Here is a 19,865-nt window from a genome sequence, read left to right on the forward strand (position 1 = left end):
GAAGAAAAAACCTAACCCCGTCTGGCATTCAGAAAGCGCGCGGGGTTGACCTGACGACCATCTTTCAACACTTCGTAATGCAGATGGACCCCGGTCGCACGACCGGTACGCCCCATCAAGGCAATCTTCTGGCCCTCATCGACCAGGGTGCCCACATCCACCAACAACTTGGAGTTGTGGGCATAACGGGTCACCAGACCATTGCCATGGTCTATCTCCACCATGTTGCCAAATTCCGGGTGGCGGCCTGCCCAGCTGATGATCCCCTTGCCGGTCGCCAGGATGGGAGTGCCGGGCTTGCCACGAAAATCCACCCCCTTGTGCATCTTGGCGCGGCCGTTGAACGGATCGACTCGTCCACCGAACCCGGAGGAGATCCAGACGCGCTCCTGCTTCACCGGTGAACCCGAGATGAAACCGGCATCGGTGATATGGTGATTCATGATGAAAGATTCAAGTACCGACAGCTGTTCTTCACGGCTGCTGAGCTGCTGGCTGAGGTGTTTCATGGAGGCTTGCAGCTCGCCCAAGCTCACTTCCAGCTCTTCGTCATAGGAAGGGCCACCCATGGGGGGCAGCTCCTTGAAATTGAATTCGTCGGGATCGAGGTCTGCCTTCTCGGTCAGACGCTCGCCGAGCGCATTGAGGCGACCGAGCTGCCCCTGCATGGTGCCCACCTGGGCGGCCAGCATGGCAAGCTGTTCACGGGCTTCATCTGCCCCTTGCGTGGATTTTTGCTGTTCGGCCATGGCCAGCGCGACTTCCAGCGCCTCCATTTTCTGGTGCCAGCTCTGCCAGAGCCAACCACCACTCAGTGCCAATACAGTGAAGAGGATACCGCCGACCCAGGCCAGACGTTGTTTGGGTAAGTGCAACTTGCGGCGCTGCTTACCGTTGAGGATCAGGGTAATGCTCATAGAAATCTGTCTTCTCGGTCAGGTGAGGCCAGGAGCCAACACGGGCAATAAAACCGGGAGATAATCGGTATTAAAGGATGGAATAAACAAATGACAGGACGTCGGTGCGGAGAGATGACCGACGTCCTGTTGCACAGCTATCAGGCCAGAACCAGACCGTTATCGTAGTAAGCGATGGGCGCTTTGTCGCCCTCCGCCTCGAAGGTCACCAGTTCCCAGGCCTCCTGCTTGGCCAGCAAGGCACGCAGCAGTTTGTTGTTCAGGGCATGGCCCGTCTTGTAGGCACGGAATTCACCGATGATGCTGCGGTTGCACATATACAGATCACCGATCGCATCCAGCATCTTGTGCTTGACGAACTCGTCCTCGTAACGCAGACCATCTTCGTTCAGCACCCGGTAGTCATCCAGCACCACGGCGTTTTCCAGGCTTCCGCCCAGGGCCAGGTTCTGGGAACGCAGGTACTCGATGTCGCGCATGAAGCCGAAGGTACGGGCACGGCTGATCTCTTTCACGAAAGAAGCACCGGAGAAGTCCAGCACGCAACGCTGGTTGCGGCCTTCAAATACCGGATGCTGGAAATCGATCTCGAGATCCATCTTGAAGCCGTTGCGATAGGGGTGGAATTCCGCCCACTTGTCGCCGTCTTCAACCCGCACGCTCTGCTTGATCCGCACGAACTGCTTGGGCGCATTCTGCTCACGGATACCCACTTCTTGCAGTAGGTAGATGAACGGGTGCGCACTGCCATCCATCACCGGGATCTCGGGGGCATCAACCTCGACATAGAGGTTGTCGATCCCCATCCCGGCCAGGGCGGCAGAGAGGTGTTCGATGGTTGACACGCGGACACCGGCTTCGTTTACCAGAGCGGTACAAAGCACGGTATCACGCACCTGATCGGCGTTGGCTGGCAGCGCGACCACAGGATTCAGATCGGTACGCAAGTAAACGATCCCTGTGTTAACAGGCGCCGGACGGAATGTCATTGTGACTTTCCGACCCGAATGCAGGCCCACACCGGTGGCCTGGACACTCGTTTTCAAGGTTCTTTGTCTAATCATGGGCGTATCCGCTTAACAGCTCAAATTCCTGACCAGATGGTCGTTGCCGGGCCATCTTAGCACAATCCTTAAGCAACAAACAAACCAAGGCCATACGAGGCTTAGTCAGCTTGCTTGCGCAGGAACGCAGGAATATCGAGATAATCCGGTTCGCGACGAGCTTGCGGCTCGGCGTTCACCACCTTGGCCGGGGCCTCTTCCATCACGCGAGACTGCAGGGCTTCGCTGATCAGGGGCTGACGGGCCGGACGTTCCTGAACCATGTTGTTCTTGACGAGGGTGATGTCGGGCTTGCGCTCGGCACCGATACCGGTGGCCACCACGGTCACACGCAGTTCGTCGTGCATCTCCGGGTCGATTACGGTACCCACCACCACAGTGGCGTTCTCGGAGGCGAAGGCCTTGACCGCGTTACCCACGGTTTCGAACTCTTCGATGGTCATGTCCATGCCGGCGGTGATGTTGACCAGGATGCCACGGGCACCGGCCAGATCCACGTCTTCCAGCAGCGGGCTGGAGATGGCCTTCTCGGCCGCTTCTTCGGCACGGTCATCACCGGAGGCGGAACCAGTCCCCATCATGGCGGTACCCATTTCACGCATCACGGTACGCACGTCCGCGAAGTCGACGTTGATCAAGCCCGGACGGGTGATCAGCTCGGCGATGCCCTGTACCGCACCCAGCAGCACGTCGTTGGCCGCCTTGAAGGCGTCCAGCAGGGAGATGCCGCGACCCAGTACCTTCAGCAACTTGTCGTTGGGGATGGTGATCAGGGAATCGACATTCTTGGACAGCTCCTCGATGCCGTGGGCGGCGAAGCCCATCCGCTTCTTCCCTTCGAAGGAGAACGGCTTGGTCACGACGGCGACGGTCAGGATGCCCATCTCCCGGGCCACTTCGGCCACGATAGGTGCGGCACCCGTACCTGTACCACCGCCCATGCCGGCTGCGATGAACACCATGTCTGAACCGGTCAGCAGCTCACGCAGCGCTTCCCTGTCTTCCATGGCGGCATCACGGCCCACTTCCGGATTGGCTCCGGCCCCCAGACCCTTGGTGATGCCACCGCCGATCTGCAAGGTAGTGTTGGCACTGGAGTTGCGCAGTGCCTGGGCGTCGGTGTTGACGGTAATGAACTCAACACCCTCGATGTTTTGACGAACCATGTGCTCGACTGCGTTGCCGCCGCCGCCACCCACACCTATCACCTTGATGACGGCTTCGTCAGTGTGGCTATCCATAAATTCAAACATGTTGTCTCTCCGCTTTATTTGCCTGACTCAGCAAAATCTTTAGAACTCGCCACGCAACCAGTTGCTGACCCGTTTGACCAGCCCACCTACGCTTGCCTTGGCGGCATATTCCTTGCTACTGCCGGTGGATTGATTGGTACGGCCGTACTGCAGTAGCCCGACCGCAGTCGAGTACACAGGTGCCTGCACGTAATCGCTCAATCCCCGAATGTTCATGGGTTCGCCCACCCGGACCTGGCTCTGGAAGATCTGCTCTGCGCACTCCACAATGCCTTCGATCTGGGCAGCGCCACCGGTCAATACCACACCGGCCGCCAGCTGATGCTTGACCCCCTGTGCCTTCAATTCGCTCTGCACCCGTACCAGCTCGTCATTCACCATGGAGAGCAATTCCGTGTAGCGGGGTTCAATCACTTCAGCCAGTGTCTGCCGTTGCAGGCTGCGCGCCGGGCGACCGCCGACACTGGGGACTTCAATATTGTCTTCCTTGCTGACCAGGCGGCCGAGGGCGCAACCGTAGCGCACCTTGATCGCTTCCGCGTCCAGTGGCGGTGTGCCAAAGGCGTAGGCGATGTCGCTGGTCACAGTGCTGCCAGCATACGGGATCACCTTGGTGTGGCGCAGGGCGCCGCCGGTAAACAGCGACATGTCCATGGTCCCGCCACCGATGTCCACCACGCAGACACCCAGCTCCTTCTCGTCTTCGGTCAGCACGGCATAGCTGGAAGCCAGGGCCGAAAAGATCAGCTGATCCACCCGCAAACCCACCTTCTCCACACATTTCTCGATGTTGCGAGCCATGTCGTTGTGGCAGGTGATCAGGTGCACCTTGGCCGCCATCCGCACGCCGGAGAGACCAACCGGATTCTTGATCCCTTCCTGATAGTCGATGGCAAACTCCTGAGGCAGCACGTGCAGCACCCGCAGCTCATCGGACAGTCGTACCGACTTGGCGGTGTGGATGACGTTGTCCACGTCCTCCTGGGTCACCTCTTCGTCGGAGATGGGCACCATGCCGGTCTCGTTGCGGCAATCGATGTGCTTGCCGGACAGCCCCAGATAGACGGAGCTGATCTGGCAGTCGGCCATCATCTCGGCTTCTTCCACCGCGCGGCGCAGGGACTTGACCACGGAGTCGAGATCATTGACCCCGCCCTTCTCCATCCCGCGAGAAGCGTGGCTGCCCATGCCGATGACATTGAGCTCGCCATCGGGCAATACTTCGCCAACCAGTACCGCCACCTTGGTCGTGCCGATATCCAGTCCGACAATCAAATTTCTATCTGCGGTGTTGGTCATTCACTTTCTCTTCGTTCTTCTTCCAGCCAACCGCCATTCCGGTGTCGTATCGAAGATCCACGTAAGCAACCCGCTCACGGGGTTCGATGACCGGAAAGGCATCGATAAACCGCTGCAGGCGAAGCGCGATATCCGAGCGCCCCACGAACAGCTGAATGTTGCCATCCAGGGTCAGTTCCCAGGCATGGCGGGGGGTCAGATTCACCCCCAACAACTTGTATCCCCTGGCCGCCAGCAGCGTCTCGTACTGATGGCTGGCTTCCAGCACCTTGGCGGCCTGATCATCGGGCCCGGACAACTGCATCAGGGGTTTCTTCACCCTGTCCGGCGCACTGAACACCTCACCCTTGGTGTTGACGAAGCGGTTGCCGTTCCAGCGTGCCGCCACATCCTGTTCGGTGAGGTAGACCTTGATCTTGTTCGGCCACTTCTTGCGTACCGAGACCTGGGCCACCCAAGGCAGGGCGTTCAAACGCCCCTGCAATTCGTTCACGTCCAACTCGAAGAAGTTGCGCAACTCGGCGCCATCCAGCACGGCCGCGCGCAACTCATCGGCTTTCAAATATTCGTGTTGCCCCTGCAGCAACAGCTCGCTCATGGGCAACCGACTGGCATCCGTCAGCCAGTCTTTAACATCCAGCGCAGTCTGGTAGAGCCCCCACATGACCAGGATGAAAAATGCCACCCCGGCGATGAAGCCCCCCTTGGTGCGCCCTTGTGCCCTTGCCTCCACCCGATCGATCCCCGTATAACGCGCCATGCCGGCCACTTGCAGACCGGTTCGCCATTATATAGGCCCCGGCTTGGCGGTCAAAATACTCATTGGGCCCTCAGGCACCGGATTTCATGCTATCTACGCTCAATTTCATCTCACCGAGACGGCGGGCCAGTGCCCCGACGTTACCGGCGCCCTGAGTCAGCACCAGATCCCCCTCGCCAATCAGGTCGGCCAGCACCGCCGGCACATCGTCAGGCGTTGCGACAAAGATGGGTTCCAGGGTGCCGCGAGAGCGGATGGAGCGACACAGGGCACGGCCATCGGCACCCGGAATAGGCTCTTCACCGGCGGCATACACCTCCAGCATCACCAGCACATCCACCTTGGAGAGCACGTCGGCGAAATCTTCGTAGAGATCCCGGGTCCGGCTGTAACGGTGTGGCTGGAACACCATGACCAGTCGCTTCTCGGGCCAGCCGGCGCGAGCGGCATTGATGGTCACCTTGACCTCGCTCGGGTGGTGACCGTAGTCATCCACCAGCATGGCCTTGCCACGGCCGGTCTCGAACTCGCCATATTGCTGGAAGCGGCGGCCCACACCTTCAAACTTGGCGAGCGCCTGGATGATGGCCTCGTCACCAATGCCGTCTTCGGTCGCAACCGCGATGGCAGCGGCGGCGTTGAGCGCATTGTGGATGCCCGGCAGATTCAGGGTGACGGTCAGCTCGCCGGCATCCTTGCGGCGCACCCGGAAGCGACTGCGGTTGCTGGTCTGCACGAAGTCCAGCACCTGCACATCGGCATCCTCACTGAGGCCGTAGGTCAGGGTCGGACGGGCGATCTCCGGCAGCATGCCACGGATCACGGGATCATCCACGCACACCACGGCCAGGCCGTAGAACGGCAAGTTGTGCAGGAAGTCGATGAAGGTGGCTTTGAGCCTGGAGAAGTCGCCGCCATAGGTGTCCATGTGATCCGCTTCGATGTTGGTCACGATGGAAACCATGGGTTGCAGATGCAGGAAAGAGGCATCGCTCTCGTCCGCTTCGGCGATCAGATAGCGGCTGCTGCCCAGGCGGGCGTTGGTGCCGGCGCTGTTGAGCAGACCGCCGATGACGAAGGTCGGGTCGCGATCGGCTTCGGCATAGATGCTCGCCACCAGACTGGTAGTGGTGGTCTTGCCGTGAGTGCCGGCGACGGCAACTCCGTGGCGGAAGCGCATCAGCTCGGCCAGCATCTCGGCACGGCGCACCACGGGAATGCGCAGCTCGCGGGCGGCCAGCAACTCGGGGTTGTCCTGCTTGATGGCGGTGGACACCACCACCACGCTCGCCTCGTTCACGTGCTCGGCACTGTGTCCCACGAAGATATGAGCCCCCAGGGATGCGAGCCGTTCGGTCACCGCATTGCGGGACAGATCGGAGCCGGAAATCTGATAGCCCTCGTTGGCAAGCACCTCGGCGATCCCCCCCATGCCGGCACCACCTATGCCGATGAAGTGGATGCGACGCACGCGGCGCATTTCGGGGATTACGGTACGCAGTTTTGCCAGTTCAACCTTGGTCATAGCTCTCTCTTCATGTCTGCCGCCAGCCGCTTGCCCACATCGGCAACCTGCTCGGCGGCATCAATATATACGGGGACAAGACTGCACGGCCTGGCCTGTGCAATCTTGCTCAACATGCTTTCTCATTCTGCCCGGTGGCGAGCCGCTTGCACTCATCGGCCACCCGCTCGGCGGCATCGATGATGGCGACGCGGCGCGCGGCCTGGGCCATGTTCAACAAGGTTTCCCTGCGCCCGGCGAGCCAGGAGAGACGCGCCGCCAGGGAGGCCGGGGTCAGCTCTGATTGGGGCAGGAACTCCGCAGCCCCGCCATCGACCAGGGTCAGGGCGTTGCGGGTCTGGTGATCATCCACAGCATGGGGCAGCGGCACGAAGATGGCGGCCACACCAGCGGCAGCCACTTCGGAGACGGTCAGCGCCCCCGCCCGGCACACCACCAGGTCGGCCCAGGCGTAGGCATCGGCCATGTCCTTGATAAACTCGCTCACCTCGGCCTCGACGCCCTGCACGGCATAGGCCTGCGCGACAGCCTCCCGGTTGCCCTTGCCGCACTGGTGGCGCACTGCGATGGGCACACCGGCGGCCGCGACCGCTGGCGGCACCTGTTCGTTGAGCACCCGGGCCCCCAGGCTACCGCCGACGATCAGCAGGCGCAGCGGCTCGCTGCTGCTGCGCAACTGGGGATCCGGCAGGGCCACCACTTCGGGGCGCACCGGATTGCCCACCACGGCGGTACGGGCATTGGGGGCGAAGGCGCCGGGGAAGGCCATCAGCACCCGCTTGGCAAGGCGCGCCAGCAGCTTGTTGGTCATGCCGGCCGCCGCGTTCTGCTCGTGCAGCAGCAGCGGAATGCCGGAGAGCCAGGCGGCAACACCACCCGGACCGGAGGCGAAGCCCCCCATGCCGAGCACGACGTCGGGCTGGATGGTCTTGATCACCTGGCGGGCCTGCAGCACGGATTTGACGATCCGGTAGGGCGCCGCCAGCAGCCGCTTGATGCCGTTGCCACGCACCCCCTGGATGTCGATGAAGGAGATGGGGTAGCCATGGGCGGGCACCAGCTCGGCCTCCATCCGGTCGGCGGTACCGAGCCAGTGAATGGTCCAGCCCTGTGCCTTGAGGCGATCGGCCACGGCCAGCCCGGGGAACACATGGCCCCCGGTACCGCCCGCCATCACCAGTAACGTTTTGCTCACGCAACCTCCCGCACGCGCGCCTGGGCACTGGCCTGGCGCAACTCGAAATCGATACGAATCAACATGCTCACCGCCACCATCATGATGATGAGACTGGAGCCGCCGTAGCTGACCAGCGGCAGGGTCAGGCCCTTGGTCGGCATCATGCCGCTGGCGGCGCCGACGTTGACGAAGGTCTGGAAGCTGAACCAGATGCCGATGCCGATGGCCAGATAGCCTTCATACAGGCGCTCTGATACCAGCGCCTGATGACCGAGCTTGAGCGCCTTCACCGCCAGCGCAAAGATGAGGAAGAGCGCACCCAGTACGCCCACATACCCCAGCTCCTCGCCCAGGATGGCAAACACGAAGTCGGTGTGGGCCTCCGGCAGGTACTCCATCTTCTGGATGGAATTGCCGAGCCCCTCGCCAAACCAGCTGCCACGACCGAACGCCATCAGGGACTGGGTCAGCTGGTAGCCGCTGCCGAACGGATCGGCCCAGGGATCCAGGAAAGAGGTGACCCGCCGCATCCGGTAGGGCTCGGCGATGATCAGGGTCACCACGGCGCTCACCCCCACCAGGATAAGACCGATGAACTGCACCATGCGGGCCCCCGCCAAGAACAGCATGCCGAGGGAGGTGACGAACATCACCACCACGGAGCCGAGGTCGGGCTGGGCCAGCAGCAGGATGGCCACCACGAACAGCACCGCCATGGGTTTCATGAAACCGATGAAGCGCTCGCGCACCTCACTCTGACGGCGCACCAGATAACCCGCCAGATAGACGAACAGCGCCAGCTTGCCGAACTCGGCCGGCTGCAGGTTGAAGGGGCCAAGCGGCAGCCAACGCACCGAACCGTTGACGCTGCGGCCCACCAGCAACACCATCACCAGCAGCACGATGGCCAGCAGCAGCATGGGGCCGTTGTACTGCTGCCAGCGCGCCATGGGCACCTGCAGCACGAACCAGGAGATGCCAAGCGCCATCACCAGAAACATCCCGTGACGCTTCACGAACATGAAGGGGTCATCGCCGAGGGCTATCCCTTCGGGGATGGAGGCGGAGGCCACGATCACCAACCCGACCGACATCAACGCCAGCGCCAGCACCACCAGCTGCCTGTCGTAGAGGCCGGCAGGGCGCGCAGGCAACAGCCAGCGCTGCAAAAAGCCTGCGACGACGCGAAGGGCGTTCATAGCGTCATCACCAGTTCGGTGAAACGATCACCGCGCGCTTCGAAAGACGTGAACTGATCCAGGCTGGCACAGGCCGGCGCCAGCAGCACCCAGTCACCGGGCCTGGCGTCGACTGCGGCCTTGGCCACGGCGGCGTCGATGGAGGCGACCTTCTCAGTCTGCTCACCCAGCGCGAGCAGGATGTCCGCATCCTGGCCGAAGCAATACATGTGATCGATCTGGTTGCCGAGCAGCGCCTGCACCGGACCGAAATCCTGGCCCTTGCCTTGGCCGCCAGCCAGTAGCAGCAGCCGGCCCTTCACCGATTCACGCACGCCGGCCACGGCGGCCAGGGTGGCCCCCACATTGGTGGCCTTGGAGTCGTTGATCCAGCGCACCCCGTTTACCTCCCGCACGAAGCGGGCACGGTGGGGCAGGCCTTCGAAGCGGCGCAGCACGGCGAGTTGCGGCTCACGGGGAATGCCGACCGCATCGCACAGAGCCATGGCCGCCAGGGCGTTGGCCTGATTGTGGGCGCCGACTATCTTCATCTCGTCCACGGCGAGCAGCGGCTCCCCGTGCAGGGTCAGCCAGTGGCGGCCATCCAGCTCGCAGCGACCATAGCCGTTGCAATCGAGCCCGAAGCTCTGCCACACCTGACCCACGTCGGGCAGGGTCTGAGGATCGTCCCGGTTGACCAGGATGTGCTGGGAGTGCTGATGGATCTCCTGCTTGGCGGCGCGGTAATCCGCCATGCCCTCATAGCGATCCATGTGATCCTCGGAGAGGTTCAGCACCACGGACGCCGCGGCACGCAGGCTGTAGGTGGTCTCGAGCTGGAAGCTGGAGAGCTCCAGCACGCAGAGATCCATGGGCTGCTTGAGCAGCTCGAGCGCCGGGGTGCCGATGTTGCCACCCACGCCCACCTTGAGGCCGGCCTCGGCGATCATCTCGCCGACCAGGGTGGTGACGGTGCTCTTGCCGTTGGAGCCGGTGATGGCGATGACGGGGGTCTGGGTCTCGCGCACGAACAGTTCGATGTCGCCGACGATGCGCACCCCGAACTCCGCTGCGGCTTTCAGTTCGGGGGTCGCCAGGGCGATACCCGGACTAGCCACTATCATGTGCGCCTGCTTGAGCAGATCGCCGTCCAGCCCGTGAACGAGCTCCACCTCGGGGGGAAGTTGCTCCTTGCCAGGCGGATTGGCGCGGGTATCCATCACCAGGGGCGTGACACCACGACCGAGGAAGTAGTCGACGCAGGAAAGTCCGGTTTTGCCGAGTCCGATGATGATGACCATGGCTTACCTCACCTTCAGGGTGGCGAGGCCGAGCAGCACCAGCATGAGGGTGATGATCCAGAAGCGCACGATGACGCGCGGCTCCGGCCAGCCCTTCTTCTCATAGTGGTGATGGATGGGCGCCATGCGGAAGATGCGCACGCCGCGCAGCTTGTAGGACCCCACCTGCAGGATCACCGAGACGGTTTCCATCACGAAGACGCCCCCCATGATCACCAGCAGGAACTCCTGACGCACCAGCACGGCGATGGTGCCGAGCGCGCCGCCCAGCGCCAGGGAGCCGACGTCCCCCATGAAGACCTGGGCCGGATAGGTGTTGAACCAGAGGAACCCCAGACCCGCCCCGACGATGGCGGTACAGACGATCACCAGCTCGGAGGTGTAGGGCACGTAGGGAATGTGCAGGTAGTTCGCGAAGTTCACGTTGCCGGTGGCCCAGGCGACAAAGGCGAAGCCCCCCGCCACCATCACGGTCGGCATGATGGCCAGCCCATCCAGGCCGTCGGTCAGGTTGACCGCGTTGGAGGTACCGACGATGACGAAATAGGTCAGCACGATGAACATCAGGCCAAGCTGCGGCATCACATCCTTGAGGAAGGGCACCACCAGCTGGGTCTGGCCGTCATGGGTCGCGGTGGCATAGAGGAACACCGCCACGGCCAGGGCAACGGCGGATTGCCAGAAGTACTTCCAGCGGGCGATCAGGCCGTCGGTGTTCTTGCGCACCACCTTGAGGTAGTCGTCGGCAAAGCCGATGGCGCCGTAGGCACCGAGCACGAACAGCACCAGCCAGACATAGGGATTGTCGAGGCGGCTCCAGAGCAGCACGGAGATGAAGATGGCCGCAATGATCATCAGCCCCCCCATGGTCGGGGTGCCCTTCTTGCTGAGGTGTGACTCAGGGCCGTCGTTGCGGATCACCTGACCGAATTTCAGGATCTGCAGGCGACGGATGAGGCGCGGCCCCATCCAGAGCGCCACCACCAGACCGGTGATGATCGACAGGATGGCGCGGAACGTCAGGTAGGAGAAGACGTTGAAGAAGGTGAAGTGCGGGGTGAGCAGTTCCGCCAGCCAGACTAGCATGTGGCTGACTCCTGACGGTCAACGACCATCTTGACGATATCTTCCATGCGGGACCCGCGAGCACCCTTGACCAGGATCGAGATTTCTTGATGTGTATTTATCATTTGCGCAAGCACTTCAAACAACGACGCCTTGTTATCGAAATGTCGACCCGCCGCGGCATCTGCGGTGTGACGACTCTGTTCCCCTACCGTCAGCACGGCGTCGAGGCTCTGTTCGCGGGCGTGGTGTCCGACCCGGGCGTGCTGGGCCTCGGACTCCTCCCCCAACTCCTTCATGTCACCAAACACCAGCACCTTGTAGCCACCCATGGCGGTCAGGGCATCGATGCCCGCCAGCACGGACTCCACGCTGGCGTTGTAGGTGTCATCCACCAGGGTGAGGCCACCCCAGCGTTGCACGCAGAAGCGGCCCTTGACCGGTGCCATCTGCTCCAGCCCGGCCTTGACCGAGGCGAGCGAGGCGCCCAGCGCCAGGGTACCGGCAGCGGCAGCCAGGGCGTTGGCCACGTTGTGGCGGCCCGGGATGGCCAGGGTCAGGGTCAATTCCCCCTGAGGGGTCACCATCACGAATTCGGCGCAGCCATGCCCGTTGAGTACGATGTCACGGGCGTGGAACGGCTGGCTCTGATCCTCGAGGGAGAAGGCGCAATGAATGCCCTTCGCCTGCCACTTCGGCCAGAACTCGTTGTCGGCATTGACGATGGCGGTGCCACCCTCGCTCAGACCCTCAAAAATTTCGCTCTTGGCGTGGAACACCCCTTCCAGGGAGCCGAACCCCTCCAGATGGGCGGCGGCCACGTTGTTGATGATGGCGGCATCGGGTTGGGCCAGCGACGTGGTCCAGGCGATCTCCCCCGGGTGGTTGGCACCCAGCTCCATCACCGCAAACTGGTGCTGCGCCTCGAGGCGCAGCAGGGTGAGCGGCACCCCCACCTCGTTGTTGAAGTTGCCGGCGGTGGCCAGCACCTCCCCTTCCTGGCGCAGGATGGCGGTCGCCATCTCCTTCACCGTGGTCTTGCCACAACTGCCGGTGATGGCCAGCACTTTCGGGTTGATCCGCTCGCGCACCAGCTTGCCGAGGCGACCCAGCCCCTTGAGGGTATCGGCCACCACCAGTTGCGGAATGGCCAGCGGCAGCTCGCGCTCCACCAGCAGGGCAGAGGCCCCTGCCTGAAGGGCCTGGTCGCAAAAATCGTGGGCGTCGAAACGCTCGCCACGCAGCGCGACGAACAGCGCCCCCTTGCCCAGAGTGCGGGTGTCGGTACTGACTGCCGTGATCTCGTGATCGCCACCGATCAGACGGGCATCGAGCACCTGCGCCAGGTCGGCAAGCCTGAGGGTCATCATGTGAATGACTCCATTAATGTGTGCAACGCGGCCGCGACGGTTTCCCGATCGCTGTAGTGCCGCTTGTCGGTTCCAATGATCTGATAATCCTCGTGGCCCTTACCGGCCACCAGGATGATGTCCTGCTTGCTCGCCTGGCTCAGCGCCAGCTGGATTGCCTTGACCCTGTCGTGCTCGATCTGCACCAGACCGGGATCGCGAAGGCCCGCCACCATGTCCGCCATTATCTGCTCCGGCGCCTCGGTACGGGGATTGTCGTCGGTCAGGATCACGCAGTCCGCATGTTGCTCCGCCATGGCGGCCATCATGGGCCGCTTGCCGCGATCCCGGTCGCCACCACAGCCCACCAGACACCAGAGCCGGCCTTCGCAGTGCACCCGCAGGGCCTGCAATGCCTTCTCCAGCGCATCCGGGGTATGGGCATAATCGACCACCGCCAGCGGCGCCTTGCCACCGCCGAAGCACTCCATACGACCGGTCACTGGTTGCAGTTTCGGGGCGCTGGCCAACAGTGCATCGAAGTCATAACCCAGTACCAGCATGGCGCCCATGGCGGCCAACACATTGCTGACGTTGAAGCGGCCGAGCAAGGGGGCGGATAATACACCATTCCCCCAGCTGGAGTTAATGCGCGTGTCAAATCCTTGTTGGTGGAAATGGGGGTCCTGCGCCGTCAACTGTCGCCCGGCATGGTTTTCAATCGGGCCATGCACGCCGAAGGCTACCGCGCCGGGGTAGGCTGCCAGCCACTGGCGCCCCAGACGGTCGTCGGCATTGATGACGGCGCAGGGCTCGTCCACCAGTTTCAGCAACTCTTCCTTGGCGGCACCATAGGCCTCCATGGTGCCGTGATAATCCAGGTGATCACGGCTCAGGTTGGTGAACACAGCCGCGGAAAACGGCAGAGCGGCAACGCGATGCTGCACCAGACCATGGCTGGAGACCTCCATCGCCACCAGATCGGCTCCCTGCTGTTGCAGCGCCGCCAGATTGGCCTGTACCTGGACGGCGCTGCCTGTGGTGTTTTCCGCTTCGATCAGATTGCCAAACAGGCCGTTGCCTATGGTACCCATCACCCCGGCCTTGCCTCCCAGCAGGGTGCGCCAGTTGGCGACCAGCAGGGCCGTGGTGCTCTTGCCGTTGGTGCCAGTGATGCCCACCAGTTGCAGTTGCTGCGCCGGGTGGTCATAGAAATGGCCAGCCAGTTCGGAGAGGCGAGCGGGCAGATCCTTGAGCCCGAAACAGGGGATGGAAGTGACGGGTGCAACGAATTCCCCATCCTCCTCAAACAGGACGGCGGTCGCTCCCTGAGCCACCGCCTGTTCGATGAAACGCCTGCCATCCATCTGGTGGCCCCGGATTGCCACGAAGAGAGAACCGGGCCCGACTCGCCGGCTGTCGAGCTGGATGTCGGTGAGGGGAAGCGCCGGGGCAGTGATGCCGAAATGGCTCATGAGTTGATCAAGTGCGCGGGGCGGCAACATGGGAAGCCTCCGAATGGACAGGAATGCAGGCGCTCAGGGGACGGGGCGCCATGGAAAACACCCCGACAGTCGCGGGGTCGACATAGAAACGCGGATGCCTGTCAGGTACGAGGTGCGCCATTGGCGGTCTCCGTACGGGCAAGCTTCGCCGGCACCTCAGGGGGGATGGCGTCGGGGCGAATATTGAAGAGCTGCAGCACGCCACCCATGGCCTCGGCGAATGGCGGGGTCGCCACGGCACCACCGTAATAGGCATCGCCCTTGGGCTCGTTGATCACCACCACCATGACGAAGCGGGGGTTGCTGGCCGGTGCGAAGCCGGCAAACCAGGCCATGTAATCCTTGCCGTAGCCACCGGCGACGGCGACCTTGGCGGTCCCACTCTTGCCACCGACCCGATAACCCGGGATCTGCGCCTTGGGAATGGCATTGCTGACCACGTACTCCAGCGCCTGCAGCATGGCTGTGGCGTTGTTATGGTCGATGACCTGCTCACCCTTGGGCGGCGTGGTCACCTTGATGATGGAGAGCGGCACCCGCTTGCCCTTGTTGGCCAGGGTGGCATAGGCAGAAGCCAGCTGCAGCGGGGTGACCCGCAGGCCATAGCCGAACGACAGGGTCGCCCGCTCGATGTCGGACCAACGGCGGCGCTGGGGCAGCATGCCACCGCTCTCTCCCATCAGGCCGCTACCGGTATCCATCCCGAAGCCAACCATGCTGAGGGTATTGATCATCTCCTGGGCCGGCATCCGCAGCGCGATCCGCGACATGCCGATGTTGGAGGAGTAGCGCAGTATGTCGTACAGGTTGGTCGCCTTGTGAATGCTCACGTCGCGGATCTGCTTTGCCCCGATGAACAGGGGACCACCGGGTATGGTGTCCTTCCAGCTGGTGACACCCGCCTGCAGGGCACTGAGCAGGATCAGGGGCTTGACGGTCGAACCCGGCTCGTAGGTGTCGGTCACCACCCGGTTGCGCACCCGGAAGCTCTGGTACTGGCCCCGGTTGTTCGGGTTGTAGGAGGGGGTGTTGACCATGGCGAGCACTTCGCCCGTCTTGACATCCAGCATCACCATGGAGCCGGAGGTCGCCTTGTTCTCGTCGGTGGCGCGCTTGAGGGCACGGTAGGCCAGCGCCTGCACCCGCTGATCGATACTGAGCTGCAGATCGTTGGCGTGCTTGCCCTCCTTGACCAGGCCGAGTCGCTCGATGACCCTGCCCTGCCTGTCCTTGCGCACCCGCATCTCGCCCGGGGTCGCGGTCAGCCATTCGTTGTAGCTGCGCTCTATCCCCTCGATGCCGCTGCCGTCGATGTTGGTTACCCCCACCAGGTGGGCGCTGATCTCGCCGGTCGGATAGAAACGGCGCGCCTCGGGGCGCAGGTAGATGCCCCCCAGCTTCAAACCTTTGATGTATTCCGCTACGGCAGGAGTCACCTGACGCTGCAGATAGACGAAGCGCTTGCTGGGGTTGGAGATGCGGTGCTTGAGGGTGTTGATGTCGAGCTTGAGCACGGCGGAGAGCGCCAGCCAGGCGCGTTCGTTGTGGATGGCACCGGACTCATGCACCGTCTTGGGATCGGCCCAGACCGCCTCGACCGGCACCGAGACCGCCAGCTGCTCGCCGTTGCGGTCGGTGATCATGCCACGCACCGCCTGGGTGGAGGTGGTACGCAGGGAGCGCATGTCCCCCTCCTGGCGCAGTCTGTCCGGGTCTATCACCTGGATCCAGGCCAGCCGCAAGATCAGCCCCGCAAACGCGATGCCGATGAAAAACACCAGCGTGCGAAAGCGCCACGGGTAGAGTGACGGTGCTTTAACCTTGGCTTTGTCCTTTGCCGGAGCCTTGGTGGCGGCCTTGCGTGTCATGGTTGTGTAATTACCTTTTCGGTGGTCACCAACGGGCGAGCCATCTGCAATTTATCCATGGCCAGACTCGCCACCCGGGAGTGTTCGGCCAAGGTACCCTGCTCCAGCAGCAGGTGCCGCCACTCGATGTTGAGCCTGTCCTCTTCCGCCATCAGGTCATTCTGCTTGGCCGTCAACCCACGAGTCATGTTGGTCACCAGGATCACCGCAAAGGCGGTGATCAGTACGGCCAGGGTCAACACGACCTGCAGCTTGTGGCGCCAGAGATCGCTGATGATCTCCCTGGACAGATGAATCCGTACCTCACTCATGACTCAATCCGCCAGGCGCTGGGCGACTCGCAGCACCGAGCTGCGAGACCGGCTGTTTTCGGTGACTTCATGTTCGGAAGGTTTGAGCGCCTTGCCGACCGACTTCAACTTGCGGCCACCGGCCAGCTGAGCCTCGGTCAACGGGATGCCATGGGGCACTTCCGGCCCCTTCTCGTGCTTGCGAATGAAGTGCTTCACCAGCCGGTCTTCCAGGGAGTGGAAGCTGATGACGGAGAGACGACCATCGGTCGCCAGCGCCTGCAACGCACCGTTCAGCGCAGTCTCGATCTCGTCCAGCTCGCTGTTGATGTAGATGCGGATGGCCTGGAAGCTTCGGGTTGCCGCATGCTTGCCCTTCTCCTTGCTCGGATTGACACGGGCAATCATCTCCGCCAGCTGACGGGTGCGCACGTAGGGCTCGGTCACCCGATCATGGACGATGGCGCGGGCAATCTTCTTGGCAAAGCGCTCCTCGCCGAAGGTCTTCAGCACCCAGGCGATGTCATCCACATCGGCGCGAGCCAGCCACTGCGCGGCACTCTGGCCCGTGGTCGGGTCCATGCGCATGTCGAGGGGGCCGTCTTTCATGAAGCTGAAACCGCGCTCGGCGTCGTCGAGTTGGGGGGAAGAGACTCCCAGATCCAGCAGGAAGCCGTCGACCTTGCCCAGCAAACCGCGATCGCTCAGGTAGCTGGTGATGCCGGAGAAGGGACCGTGCACGATCTCGAAGCGGGGATCCTGGATCTTGGCCGCCTCGGCAATGGCCTGGGGATCCCGGTCGATGGCGATCAACCGGCCGTTGGGACCCAGTTGCTGGAGAATGAGACGAGAGTGACCACCCCGGCCAAAGGTACCGTCGACGTAGATACCGTCCGGCTTGATGGCCAGCCCTTCGACGGCTTCGTGCAACAGCACTGTGATGTGTTCAGCGGCTTGGGTCATTTATAAAGAAAAGTCCTGTAGTCGTGGTGAACTTGCCCAATCGTCCTCGGGCAGGCCCAGAATGTCGTCATTGATCTGTTGTTGCCAGCGGGCTTCATCCCACAACTCAAACTTGTTGAGCTGGCCCACCAGCATGATCTTCTTGTCCAGCCCGGCGTGGCTACGCAGTGGCTGGCTCAGCAGCAGACGGCCATTGCCGTCTAGTTCGCACTCGGTCGCGTGTCCGAGCAACATGCGCTGCAGGCGGCGTTCAGCCGGGTTGGTACTGGAAAGTGTCTTGAGCTTGCGCTCTATCTCTTCCCATTCACTCAGGGGGTAAAGCAGCAAACAGGGGTGGGCAATGTCGATGGTGCAGACCAGCTGGCCGTCGCGCTCGGAGCGCAGCCAATCTCGATATTTGGTCGGAATCGCCAGTCGCCCTTTGCTGTCCAGGCTGATGGCGTGAGCGCCACGCAACAAATTGCAGTCCCTGAAAATGAGTTAAGGGGGCAAATCGCCCGATAAAAACCACTTTGATCCACTTTTCTCCACCATGAAGTTTAAGGACGAGCAAGGGGCTTTTCAAGCAAGGATCTCGGGCAGGGGGAACATATTGACGCAGCGCAGGGAGGCTACAGATTAAATGAGTTGATTTTCCACAAGTTATTTGTGTTAACGGCCATAGGATTAATTGCGAACATTTTTAAAATGAACAATATGAAAGAAGTAACGCATGCTGGAGTCTCCCCTCTTTTTACACAGTAATGCATGACAATCGTATGCAAACAAAAATGCAATTAATTGATTTACATGTAATTTTTATGATACCTCTCTATGTCGGCCAGTATCTCCATCCAATCTTTTGCTATTTTCTACCGCTATAAAAAAGAGCCTCGCGATAAATCGCAAGGCTCTTCAGGAATAGGTCGGAGTCGGCCTGTAAGCCGGGTTCTGTACCGGGTTGCCCCGGGTAGCAATCATTCCTCTAGGCCAGCAATCGCTCACTGGCTCAAGCAACCTACCCGCCCCCAACGCGGGCCGCGCCAATAGGGGCCTATTTGGTCTTGCTTCGGGTGGAGTTTACCGTGCCACGAACTGTTGCCAGTCGCGCGGTGCGCTCTTACCGCACCCTTTCACCCTTACCTGATCCCTTGCGGGCCATCGGCGGTTTGCTCTCTGTTGCACTGGTCGTAGGCTCGCGCCTCCCAGGCGTTACCTGGCACCCTGCCCTATGAAGCCCGGACTTTCCTCCCCTCCGCCCGTCTGTCCCGAGGGACACAACGACGAAGCAGCGATTGCCCAGCCGACTCCGAGGCGCGGATTATAGCCTCGTGACACAGTGGGGTAAACCGGCAATTCCCCTTTACGGCAATTAATAGTGCTCGAGGCCGTACTTGTAGAGGGCATTCTTCTTCACGCCGTGGATCTCGGCGGTGAGAGCAGCCGCTTTTTTCAGCGGCAGCTCCGCTACCAGCAGCCCCAAAGTGCGGATAGCCTCGGCGGGCAGATCTTCATCCACCTTGCTGGCACCGGCGACCACCAGCACGATTTCGCCACGGCAGCGATTATCGTCTTCCCCAAGCCAGATCAGCATCTCGGAGGCAGGCAGACCGTGGATGGATTCGAAGGTCTTGGTCAGCTCGCGGCACACCACCACCTGGCGTTCACCGAGAATGCGAGCGATGGCTTCCACCGTATCCTGCACCCGGCGCGGTGACTCGTAGAACACCAGGGAGCGGGTGTCTTCGATGACGGCCTGCAGCCGATCGTCGCGGCCCTTGGCTTTCGCCGGCAGAAACCCTTCGAAAGAGAAGCGATCTGTGGGCAGACCTGCGGCAGAGAGTGCGGTGATGGCGGCGCAAGGGCCCGGCAGCGGCACCACCTTGACCCCAGCCTCGCGACAGCGGGTGACCAGGTGATAGCCGGGGTCACTGATGAGCGGGGTGCCCGCATCCGAGACCAGTGCAACGCTCTTGCCCTCCTTGATCCGGCCGATCAGCACATCCGCCTTCTGCTGCTCATTGTGATCGTGCAGGGCGAAGGTCGGCACCGAGATCTGGTAATGGCTGAGCAGGATGCCGGAGTGCCGGGTATCTTCGGCGGCCACCAGATCGACGCTGCGTAAAATGTCCAATGCACGCTGGGTGATATCCGCCAGATTACCGATGGGAGTGGGGACTATATACAGGGTTGGGGTGTCACTCATGGGATCTCCGAGTGTCCCGACAATTGTGTCGCCATATTGGCCCGTTTACACTATGGAGAACTTCAACACTGGTCGGGGAATGAACTTGAACCGGGTTACAAAGCAGCTAAGTGTATCACGACTCTTCGGCATCATACTCGCGGCAGTACTGCTCGCCTCCTGTGCG

General features: G+C 61.9%; 17 protein-coding genes and 1 other RNA gene. All 18 read right to left on the bottom strand.

Annotated features, from left to right (window positions below):
* Positions 1 to 11: 11 nt before the first annotated feature.
* Positions 12 to 917: a M23 family metallopeptidase gene (locus PG898_RS16190; RefSeq protein ID WP_042649032.1), complete on the bottom strand. Its 906-nt coding sequence runs from the start codon at positions 915 to 917 to the stop codon at positions 12 to 14.
* A 140-nt stretch (positions 918 to 1,057) separates the two neighbouring features.
* On the bottom strand, positions 1,058 to 1,981 hold the full coding sequence (gene lpxC / locus PG898_RS16195; RefSeq protein WP_042649033.1) for a UDP-3-O-acyl-N-acetylglucosamine deacetylase: 924 nt from the start codon (positions 1,979 to 1,981) through the stop codon (positions 1,058 to 1,060).
* 101 nt (positions 1,982 to 2,082) lie between these two features.
* Entirely contained in the window at positions 2,083 to 3,234 is a 1,152-nt protein-coding gene (ftsZ, locus tag PG898_RS16200; protein WP_005305686.1) for a cell division protein FtsZ, read from the bottom strand.
* A gap of 39 nt (positions 3,235 to 3,273) precedes the next feature.
* Entirely contained in the window at positions 3,274 to 4,533 is a 1,260-nt protein-coding gene (ftsA, locus tag PG898_RS16205; protein WP_025328454.1) for a cell division protein FtsA, read from the bottom strand.
* The gene (locus PG898_RS16210) at positions 4,514 to 5,266 is read right to left on the bottom strand and encodes a cell division protein FtsQ/DivIB (RefSeq protein WP_041206795.1); all 753 of its coding nucleotides are present in this window, start codon (positions 5,264 to 5,266) and stop codon (positions 4,514 to 4,516) included. Before PG898_RS16210 ends, ftsA begins: the two co-directional genes overlap by 20 nt.
* Before the next feature lie 97 nt (positions 5,267 to 5,363).
* Entirely contained in the window at positions 5,364 to 6,818 is a 1,455-nt protein-coding gene (gene murC / locus PG898_RS16215; RefSeq protein ID WP_041204901.1) for a UDP-N-acetylmuramate--L-alanine ligase, read from the bottom strand.
* A gap of 109 nt (positions 6,819 to 6,927) precedes the next feature.
* The gene (gene murG, locus PG898_RS16220; RefSeq protein WP_042649034.1) at positions 6,928 to 8,013 is read right to left on the bottom strand and encodes an undecaprenyldiphospho-muramoylpentapeptide beta-N-acetylglucosaminyltransferase; all 1,086 of its coding nucleotides are present in this window, start codon (positions 8,011 to 8,013) and stop codon (positions 6,928 to 6,930) included.
* Positions 8,010 to 9,194: a cell division protein FtsW gene (gene ftsW / locus PG898_RS16225; RefSeq protein WP_042649035.1), complete on the bottom strand. Its 1,185-nt coding sequence runs from the start codon at positions 9,192 to 9,194 to the stop codon at positions 8,010 to 8,012. The genes murG and ftsW overlap by 4 nt, the downstream gene beginning before the upstream one ends.
* A complete protein-coding gene (gene murD, locus PG898_RS16230) occupies positions 9,191 to 10,474 on the bottom strand; it encodes a UDP-N-acetylmuramoyl-L-alanine--D-glutamate ligase (RefSeq protein ID WP_042649036.1) in 1,284 nt (427 codons plus the stop codon). The genes ftsW and murD overlap by 4 nt, the downstream gene beginning before the upstream one ends.
* A 3-nt stretch (positions 10,475 to 10,477) precedes the next feature.
* Positions 10,478 to 11,560, bottom strand: a complete 1,083-nt coding sequence (gene mraY / locus PG898_RS16235) for a phospho-N-acetylmuramoyl-pentapeptide-transferase (RefSeq protein WP_005332102.1) — start codon at positions 11,558 to 11,560, stop codon at positions 10,478 to 10,480.
* Positions 11,554 to 12,909, bottom strand: a complete 1,356-nt coding sequence (gene murF / locus PG898_RS16240; RefSeq protein WP_270824599.1) for a UDP-N-acetylmuramoyl-tripeptide--D-alanyl-D-alanine ligase — start codon at positions 12,907 to 12,909, stop codon at positions 11,554 to 11,556. The genes mraY and murF overlap by 7 nt, the downstream gene beginning before the upstream one ends.
* Entirely contained in the window at positions 12,906 to 14,390 is a 1,485-nt protein-coding gene (gene murE, locus PG898_RS16245) for a UDP-N-acetylmuramoyl-L-alanyl-D-glutamate--2,6-diaminopimelate ligase (RefSeq protein ID WP_270824608.1), read from the bottom strand. The genes murF and murE overlap by 4 nt, the downstream gene beginning before the upstream one ends.
* Positions 14,391 to 14,494: 104 nt before the next feature.
* A complete protein-coding gene (locus PG898_RS16250; protein ID WP_042649039.1) occupies positions 14,495 to 16,261 on the bottom strand; it encodes a penicillin-binding transpeptidase domain-containing protein in 1,767 nt (588 codons plus the stop codon).
* On the bottom strand, positions 16,258 to 16,572 hold the full coding sequence (ftsL, locus tag PG898_RS16255; RefSeq protein ID WP_005332094.1) for a cell division protein FtsL: 315 nt from the start codon (positions 16,570 to 16,572) through the stop codon (positions 16,258 to 16,260). Before ftsL ends, PG898_RS16250 begins: the two co-directional genes overlap by 4 nt.
* A 3-nt stretch (positions 16,573 to 16,575) precedes the next feature.
* Positions 16,576 to 17,514: a 16S rRNA (cytosine(1402)-N(4))-methyltransferase RsmH gene (gene rsmH / locus PG898_RS16260; RefSeq protein WP_005332093.1), complete on the bottom strand. Its 939-nt coding sequence runs from the start codon at positions 17,512 to 17,514 to the stop codon at positions 16,576 to 16,578.
* Positions 17,515 to 17,973, bottom strand: coding sequence for a division/cell wall cluster transcriptional repressor MraZ (gene mraZ, locus PG898_RS16265; RefSeq protein WP_005332092.1), 459 nt, complete (start codon positions 17,971 to 17,973; stop codon positions 17,515 to 17,517). It lies immediately after the preceding gene.
* 444 nt (positions 17,974 to 18,417) lie between these two features.
* An RNA gene (gene rnpB / locus PG898_RS16270) (RNase P RNA component class A) lies at positions 18,418 to 18,804 on the bottom strand.
* A gap of 61 nt (positions 18,805 to 18,865) precedes the next feature.
* Positions 18,866 to 19,699 (bottom strand): 16S rRNA (cytidine(1402)-2'-O)-methyltransferase, encoded by an 834-nt coding sequence (gene rsmI, locus PG898_RS16275; protein WP_268435664.1) that lies wholly within the window; start codon positions 19,697 to 19,699, stop codon positions 18,866 to 18,868.
* Positions 19,700 to 19,865 lie beyond the last annotated feature (166 nt).

This window comes from Aeromonas sp. QDB31 (genome assembly GCF_027707605.1).
Taxonomy (GTDB): domain Bacteria; phylum Pseudomonadota; class Gammaproteobacteria; order Enterobacterales; family Aeromonadaceae; genus Aeromonas; species Aeromonas media.